The organism is Acinetobacter sp. GN11 (genome assembly GCF_054823985.1).
In genome coordinates this window covers 1-7,548 of sequence record NZ_JRVL01000063.1, presented here as the reverse complement: position 1 = coordinate 7,548, position 7,548 = coordinate 1, and the positions used below count along the sequence as shown (strand labels likewise).

The 7,548-nt window shown below is 38.1% G+C and carries 8 protein-coding genes; 2 read left to right on the top strand and 6 right to left on the bottom strand.

Annotated elements, in window-relative coordinates; all coding sequences use genetic code 11:
* Nucleotides 1-88: 88 nt before the first annotated feature.
* Both NL42_RS07870 and NL42_RS07865 read left to right on the top strand, forming a co-directional pair.
* Nucleotides 89-991 (top strand): helix-turn-helix domain-containing protein, encoded by a 903-nt coding sequence (locus tag NL42_RS07870; RefSeq protein ID WP_004639845.1) that lies wholly within the window; start codon nucleotides 89-91, stop codon nucleotides 989-991.
* 112 nt (nucleotides 992-1,103) lie between these two features.
* Nucleotides 1,104-2,105: an aldo/keto reductase gene (locus NL42_RS07865; RefSeq protein WP_461312354.1), complete on the top strand. Its 1,002-nt coding sequence runs from the start codon at nucleotides 1,104-1,106 to the stop codon at nucleotides 2,103-2,105.
* 46 nt (nucleotides 2,106-2,151) lie between these two features.
* On the opposite strand, the gene NL42_RS07860 is transcribed toward NL42_RS07865, so the two are convergent.
* From NL42_RS07860 to NL42_RS07835, 6 genes are all read right to left on the bottom strand, one after another.
* Entirely contained in the window at nucleotides 2,152-2,544 is a 393-nt protein-coding gene (locus NL42_RS07860) for a hypothetical protein (RefSeq protein ID WP_035360711.1), read from the bottom strand.
* 22 nt (nucleotides 2,545-2,566) lie between these two features.
* A complete protein-coding gene (locus NL42_RS07855; protein ID WP_461312353.1) occupies nucleotides 2,567-3,310 on the bottom strand; it encodes a hypothetical protein in 744 nt (247 codons plus the stop codon).
* A 181-nt stretch (nucleotides 3,311-3,491) separates the two neighbouring features.
* Nucleotides 3,492-4,688, bottom strand: a complete 1,197-nt coding sequence (locus NL42_RS07850) for an ATP-grasp domain-containing protein (RefSeq protein ID WP_461312352.1) — start codon at nucleotides 4,686-4,688, stop codon at nucleotides 3,492-3,494.
* Entirely contained in the window at nucleotides 4,685-5,896 is a 1,212-nt protein-coding gene (locus tag NL42_RS07845) for an ATP-grasp domain-containing protein (RefSeq protein ID WP_461312351.1), read from the bottom strand. The genes NL42_RS07850 and NL42_RS07845 overlap by 4 nt, the downstream gene beginning before the upstream one ends.
* A gap of 14 nt (nucleotides 5,897-5,910) precedes the next feature.
* A complete protein-coding gene (locus NL42_RS07840) occupies nucleotides 5,911-6,801 on the bottom strand; it encodes a 2Fe-2S iron-sulfur cluster binding domain-containing protein (protein WP_336166645.1) in 891 nt (296 codons plus the stop codon).
* 15 nt (nucleotides 6,802-6,816) lie between these two features.
* Nucleotides 6,817-7,497: a hypothetical protein gene (locus tag NL42_RS07835; protein ID WP_461312350.1), complete on the bottom strand. Its 681-nt coding sequence runs from the start codon at nucleotides 7,495-7,497 to the stop codon at nucleotides 6,817-6,819.
* Between the last annotated feature and the right edge of the window lie 51 nt (nucleotides 7,498-7,548).

The window sequence follows — 7,548 nt, the reverse complement described above, 5'->3', positions numbered from 1 at the left end:
GATTGATCACGTTATAAATAAAAGCTACAGTAAATAAAGTTTGAATTTTATAACTTTAAATAAATTGATAACGCATGCAGGCAAAGACATGGAAACCATACATGATTTTTATCGCCGCTTTTCTTTAACCAGAGATAGCGATTACTCGGTTCCATCGACTTCGTTTGGACATTTTAACGTTTTCCAACGCGATGCCTGCTCGTTTCTCACCCCTTATAGTCGCCGCGATTATTATAAAATTTCACTGGTTCTAGGTACAGGCGACCTTCACTACGCTAACCGCTGGATACGAGTAGACCGCCCTGCTTTGTTGTTTTCAAACCCGATGGTTCCCTACGCTTGGGAAATTAATTCGCCTGAACAAGCTGGCTGGTTTTGTCTATTTACCGAAGAGTTTGTAAACCAAGAGTCTCGACAAAGTTTTTTAAAAGACTCACCGCTGTTTAAAGTCGACGGCGACCCACTATATTTTTTAAACGACCAACAGGTTGATGAAATTTCATTTATTTTCAAAAAGATGATGACTGAAATAAATTCAGACTACATTCATAAATACAACGTTTTAAGAAACTATTTGCACCTGATTGTGCATGAAGCCATGAAAATGCAACCGACCCAACAGTTTGAAAAACATAGCAATGCTGCGGTTCGGATTTGCCATTTGTTCTTTGAATTATTAGAGCGCCAGTTCCCAATCGACTCGCCACATTTTCAGCTTAAACTCAAAACGGCAAATGACTATGCCTATGGCCTGTCGGTGCATGTGAACCATTTAAACCGAGCTGTAAAAGAAGCCACAGGTAAAACCACCTCTGAACATATTAGCTCGCGTATTACGCAAGAAGCCAAAGCGCTGTTACAACACACCAGTTGGAATATTTCTGAAATTGCCTATAGCTTAGGCTTTGAATATTCAGCGTATTTCACCAACTTCTTTAAGAAAAATACGGGTTTTTCACCTAAAAAGTTTCGCGAAGACTGTGTGGCCTAAAAACAGATTGTTTGAATTTTATAATTATTGGTTTGAATGTTATACGTCAGTTTGAGCCAAAGCATTTTATAGTTTTTCTACTCAAGTGATTTTGCAAAAAAGAGTATGAAAAATGAAATATAGAACTTTAGGACAAACAGGCGAAAAAGTATCAGCACTTGGTTTAGGTTGCATGGGAATGAGCTTTGCCTATGGTGCCTCAGACGACACACAAAGCATTGCAACCCTAGAAAAAGCCTTAGACCTCGGCATTAACTTTTGGGACACCGCCGACATGTATGGCAACGGCGCAAACGAAGTTTTGCTCTCAAAAGTTTTAGAAAAACATCGCGACAAAGTATTCTTGGCGACCAAATTTGGCTTCCGTTATAAAGAAGACAACCTTAACCCACAAAACTCTTTAGAGTCTTATATCGACGGTTCTCCAGAGTGGATTAAAGTTGCAGTCGAAAACAGTTTAAAACGCTTAAATACAGACGTGATCGATTTGTATTATGCACACCGTATAGACCCGAATATTCCAGTTGAAGACACCATTGGCGCCATGGCTGACTTGGTCCAACAAGGTAAAGTTCGTTATCTAGGACTCAGTGAAGCGTCGGCGGAAACCATTCGTAAAGCGCATGCGATTCACCCGATTGCAGCGGTTCAACATGAATATTCGCTACTCACTCGTGAGTTTGAGCAAACCCATTTGCAAACTATTCGTGAGTTAGGCATTAGCCTTGTGCCGTATTCACCGCTATCACGTGGTTTAATCACCAATACGCTCGATGTCGGCAACCTAGAAGAAAACGATTTCCGTCGCCAGTTACCGCGTTATCAAGGCGATAATTGGAAAAATAACCAAAGCTTGGCGCAAGCATTTAGCGACTTTGCTCAAAGCAAAAATGCGACAGCAGCTCAACTGGCTTTGGCTTGGATTTTGGCGCAAGGTGAAGACATTATTCCAATTCCGGGTACGCGTAAAATCGAGCGACTTGTAGAAAATGCTGGTGCTGTAGACCTTGATTTAACAGCGGCAGATTTAGCAGAAATCGACGCAATTATTGCGAGATACCCAAACATGGGCGCACGCTATAACGCTGAGCAACTTGCTGCGGTCAATCATTAAAATATGAGCTATAAAAAAGTCCGACTTAGTGTCGGACTTTTTTTATTTAGTCTTTACTATAACTGCCCTGCTGGCGTCCATCGTTCCAAGTTACGTCTAACGATTTTTCAGAAATCGTCAGGCTTTCAGGAAATATACTTAAATTCTTTTTGAATTTAGAGTCTGGTTTTAAACCAATACAGTTGCCATTTTTCCACCATGTCCCTTCGGCATATTGGTCTAAAGCGCCATAAGCTAACATCCATTTAAACTTACCGTCTGGCTGAAGTAAAAGTTCTGAACCAACTTCCATCACACCATTTAAATAATAGTGTCCACTCCAAGCCTGATCGGCTTGCTGAAATTTCACCTCTTTGCATACGCTCGTTGGCTCTGCATAAATTTGAGAAGAAATCGCAATCGTAGAAAGTAATAGCAACCTTGCAAATATATTCATTATTTAATTCCCTATATTTTTAGTGTTATTTTCCAGACTCAACTTTTAAATAAGTTCCGTCTGCATACACGTTGTGTCCAAAGCCACAACCCGAGTTACCCTCGTTTTGTTTGACCTGAATATAATTTCCTAATTTCGCATTGGTTTTAAAATCGAGCTGAATGCGGCAGTCTTGATCTTTATAGACGATTTGCTTTTTATTGCTCGGCATTGTGGTGCCAAACTCACCCATGTTCGGGCCGTAAATTAAGCTTCTAAGGCCCATATATAAGCCAGCATAGCTGATTGCATATTGCCCCTTCTCACGGCTTACCGTGATGTGGTCCCACTCACCAAAACCTGAGTAACGCACATATTCACCTGACAAATCATTTGAGGCTTTAGGTGTAGGTAATTGCTTAAGATTAAACTGGCTAGATTTTGATTTGTCATCGAGCATAAACCACGATCTTGCCCAAAGTGGCTGACCCAGTTTGGCATAGGCTAAACCCACGTTATTGTTAGCAACTTCAATATCTCGGTCAGTAAATTTAACGGTGGTTTCATCTGCATTGGCTTTACAAAACGCAGTCCAAGAAGCTTGATTCTGGAAATTTTCTAGGGCTTTTTTATATTGTTTTTGGTCGTAATTTTTCTTACCTAAGCTCGCGTATTGCTTCACTTTATTACAGCTTTGTTGTAGCTCTTGTGCAAAAGAAAATTCTGCATGAGTAACCGACAAAGCCGAAAGTGTCAGAACCGCGCACCCTGAAATAATAGATTTAATCATTTTTAAAATTCTTTAATAATTAACTAATTATATAATATGAGCTAGTTCGACAAATCACAATTCTCTGCAACAAAAGTCCATTACAATGCTAGTTAGCTTAGGCTCTTTTATCAGGCCATATAAAAAGGCCTGAACGTTTAAGTCCAAGCCTTTTGATTTTTAGAGTTTAGCCAAATCTCAACTAAGAAGACTCACTTAGACTCAAACTAGAATGATGATTTTGACAAATTGCGCTTTGTAAAATCTTCATACTATTTTTAATCGCATCTTCCACCTGTATTTGACTCTCTCCCATAAAATGAATTTTTGCAGGAATATTTTCATAACTAAAATTGTTATGGTCGCCGCTTTCTTGAATTAACTGATAGGTAATCGTTTCATTCTCTAATTCTTTAATGCCATTAAATAAAAAACCAGAACTATAGGGATTCGGCATCATCAGAAAACCAGTGATTTTCGTATTTACTGGCTCTAGCGGAATATTCATGGCCGCCTTAATCCACATTTCATATAAGTCGACTGACTCATTACGTAATGTAATGAACGGAATTTCCCCGCCACCGACTCGCCCGCCAACCTCTAAAAAGACCAGCTCACCTTTAGACTCAATAAATTCGAGATGAATCGCCTGATCTTTTAATTTTAAGAATTTACATACGTCTAAAGTAAATCTTTCTACTTTTTGAATAAACTCAGAATTATCAATCGTTACCGATCCTAATGGCGCACCGTTTCTGAAGTCTAAACAGGTATTAATATATTTTGAGACCTTAAAGTAAGGCATCTTATTGTCAGAAATAATCGCATCGACGTGATAGATATCTCCCTCAATAAATTCCTCTACTTCATAGCCCTCATAGGAAGACAAATGCGGGATATCTTGCAATTCACTGATTTTTATTACGCCTTCAGAAGCAGCGCCCACTTGAGGTTTCAAAATAATCGCTGAGCCACTTTCTTGCAGAAACTTTTCAATATCTTGGTGTGAAGACACTTCTGCATATTTAGGGTAACGGACAGTAGAATGAGCTAAAGCATCTTTCATTTTTTTCTTGTTACGGCACAACAAATTGTCTTCAACTGTTGCACCCACAATATTCAATTCAGTTCGAATGCGAGCGGCAGCATCGAGGTCATATTCCGAGATGGCAATAACATAATCTATTGGCTTTTTTTCATAGATTTTTACGGCTTCTTTTAATACATCCTCTTCATTTAATTGTTCTAAACCCGCTATGTAGTAACAGTTTGAAGAGGTGATATAACGCATCGTTTCTGTTAAGGAAATATAAGAGACATGCACGGCATCGTGATCTATATATTTATTATAATCAGACAGTTCATCGTCATATCTATTGATGATTAATACATGTTTCATATGACTTTCACCTGCTCATGTATATGTGTGACTAAACTACGGATCTTATCTTCACTTTCAGAACGAAGGATGATGTAGCCTAATCGTGAGGTCCAATCATGGTTACAAGCGAGTTCATCGTCTGCTTCGTAGTAGAAGTGATGGTGTACACATTCAGGCGCTTCTAACAGTTGCTCTAGCCCACTAAAACCTTTAAAAAGACGGTGGTTTCCTTGCGGAATAAAGGCAATTGCAGAGACCATATTTTTCTCTATTGAAGGTGAATATGGCAGGTCAAGGTATTCGCTCAGTACAGCTTGTGCGAGGTCAAAATTAGTCGCCAGTTTAATTAACTCAACAATATTGTCGCCCGGTAAACGTGCTGCTAACTCAATTGCTACTGCTTTTCCTTGAGGTGTAACTCTCAGCTCTAGGTGAAAAGGTCCGATGTTTAATTCTAAGGTTTGAATGACTTTTGCGGCATAATCAAAAACGTGTTCAGAAAATTGACCGTCATACTTATTTCCAACAATATGCCCAATTTCGACAAAGTAAGGTTCAGGACCTAATAGCTTCTCTGTCAGTGAAGCGAAGGTTATTTTTCCATCTGTATGAACAATTCCTTCGACACTGTATTCCTTCCCAACGATATATTCTTCAACAATTAAATCACCACTTGCATAGAAACCAATATCATTCGGTTTAGATTTCCAGATCGCATCAACTGTTCTTAATAATTCATCAAGATCAGAGACTTTTTTAACAGACATACTGCCCGCCATATCAACTGGCTTCACTACAGCTGGAAACTTAAACCCTTGAGGTAAGCAGATCTCTTTACCCTGTGAAATTAAGGCATATTTAATATCGCTTAAACCTGACTTGGTTAGCTTGTCACGAAATTTGAATTTATTTCGAACCGTTTGCGCTGTCGTATATTCAAGAGAGTTTTTGGCAAATGAATTGCCTAGCTGTGCTGCCATAGGTACAGCATATTCAACCCCCGGTAATATCGCTCTTACGGTCTTTAACTCATTAATTTTAGAGAGTTGGCTATGAAAATCACTGGTATCTATTTTTATTATCTCTTTTGCTTTTTGTCGCATTGTTCCATCAATGCTGCACTCTCCTTCGTCAGTAGAAAAAACATATAAATCTATACCTAATTCTTGAGCGGCATTTAAATAAGTGATGCCCGAAGAAATAGGTTCTATAACTACTACAGTCATTGTTACAGTCTCCGTTAGGGACCAAAACTTTCCAACTCACACAGAGGCTGATTTAAAATTTTATTAATTATTGGGGTAGAACCGACACCCACTGTTAACTCGTGAGAGTCCAAATAATTTGAAAAATCAAATCCATTATTCGTCCACGTACAAAACGGGATATTTATAATATTGACCTCAGCTTCAACTTGCTCTCGAAAAACATTGACGCAATGTTGATGGTAATGACTTAAAACTGACCGATTAATCGCATAGATATTCACTTTAGAAATAGGATTTTTTCGGATGAGATCCAATCCCCGAGTAAGTGCAGCACCCATACCACTTCCACCGCTTACAATATTAAGCGTAGATATGGCCTTCTCGTATTCAGGCTCTATATGATTATTCAGGTTGTATTCTAATTGGTCACCAATCGCTAGCTTTTGAAATAAGTTAGAAAATATTCCATTTGGTCTTAATTTTATGTGCAAAACAAAAAAATCATAATTTTTCACACCCAGTGAAACCACAGAGTAACTTCGAATTAAAGATTCTGATGGGTGTTTGATATTTACAATTGCTTTAGAACTAAAGAAGGTCCTTTTAATTTTAAATGTGAGCTCAACAATATTTTCAGAAAGAAAATTTCTACTGATGAGTTGAGCCACACTAAAATTATTAACCAATGGTGCGATTTCGACATCGCTCTGAGCATAGCTAATACAAGGCAAGAACTCTTTATCTATGGCAACTTGGTTTCCCGATTCATATACGACTCCACCTTTTAGTTTACATCGACAAACTCGGCACACACCTTTTAAACAGCCTTTCATCACTGTGCTATCAGGCACTGCATTGATAAGAGGCTGCTCAGAATCAGCAATGAAAATATGCTCTTTAATGCGAACATTCACCATTGGCATATTCTAATTCCATTGCTATGAAAGGGTTTCAGCACGCACAGCCTGAAAATACTCTCCTACCATCGGAACAAAGCTATTGATATGCTTGATTGCAAGATCAAAGTCTTCTTGTGTTTTAATTACAGAAGAAAGCATATCTGTCATCATGCCGCTATGGTCTTCAGCTTCATCAAATGCAACATGCGAAGCTGCACCCGATACAGCCTGATTCCCCATATGGACACCCGCTTTTTGCGTAATAAAATTATTAAATTTGTCGCCATAATATTCGAGGAACCAGTCCCAAACGACTGCTGGCAATGCACCAAATTTCTCTACACAAAAGTTTAAATACCCCATCAGTTTCCATGTTTCAGGAAATGCATTTTTTGAAATAATCTGATCTGAAGAATATCCATATTTAGTCAAGTCTTGACCAAACATTTCATCGTGTCCAAATTCATCATATAAATAATATGAAAGCTGTTTTGCAGCAGAGATATTATTGATTGCTGCAACGCGTACAGCATTTGCATCTAACTCATTATTCATATGAATGCGAATAACACACTCTAAAATATGACGTTTATAATAATTTTCATCGAACCAGTCTTCATTATGAAATTTATGCATAATTTCATCTTTTTTAAACTCGCTATGCATAGCTTGATCAACCGCACTTTCTAATTTTTTCAGACTTTCCTGTGAAAAAAACACGTTTTATCTCCGTTATATTTAAATTATTATCCAAGTATTAAATACTTATTT

Bases quoted from the DNA above. Each gene is read 5' to 3' on its own strand.
- NL42_RS07870 (WP_004639845.1), top strand. From the start codon at position 89: ATGGAAACCATACATGATTTTTATCGCCGCTTTTCTTTAACCAGAGAT.
- NL42_RS07865 (WP_461312354.1), top strand. From the start codon at position 1,104: ATGAAATATAGAACTTTAGGACAAACAGGCGAAAAAGTATCAGCACTT.
- NL42_RS07855 (WP_461312353.1), bottom strand. From the start codon at position 3,310: ATGATTAAATCTATTATTTCAGGGTGCGCGGTTCTGACACTTTCGGCT.
- NL42_RS07850 (WP_461312352.1), bottom strand. From the start codon at position 4,688: ATGAAACATGTATTAATCATCAATAGATATGACGATGAACTGTCTGAT.
- NL42_RS07845 (WP_461312351.1), bottom strand. From the start codon at position 5,896: ATGACTGTAGTAGTTATAGAACCTATTTCTTCGGGCATCACTTATTTA.
- NL42_RS07840 (WP_336166645.1), bottom strand. From the start codon at position 6,801: ATGCCAATGGTGAATGTTCGCATTAAAGAGCATATTTTCATTGCTGAT.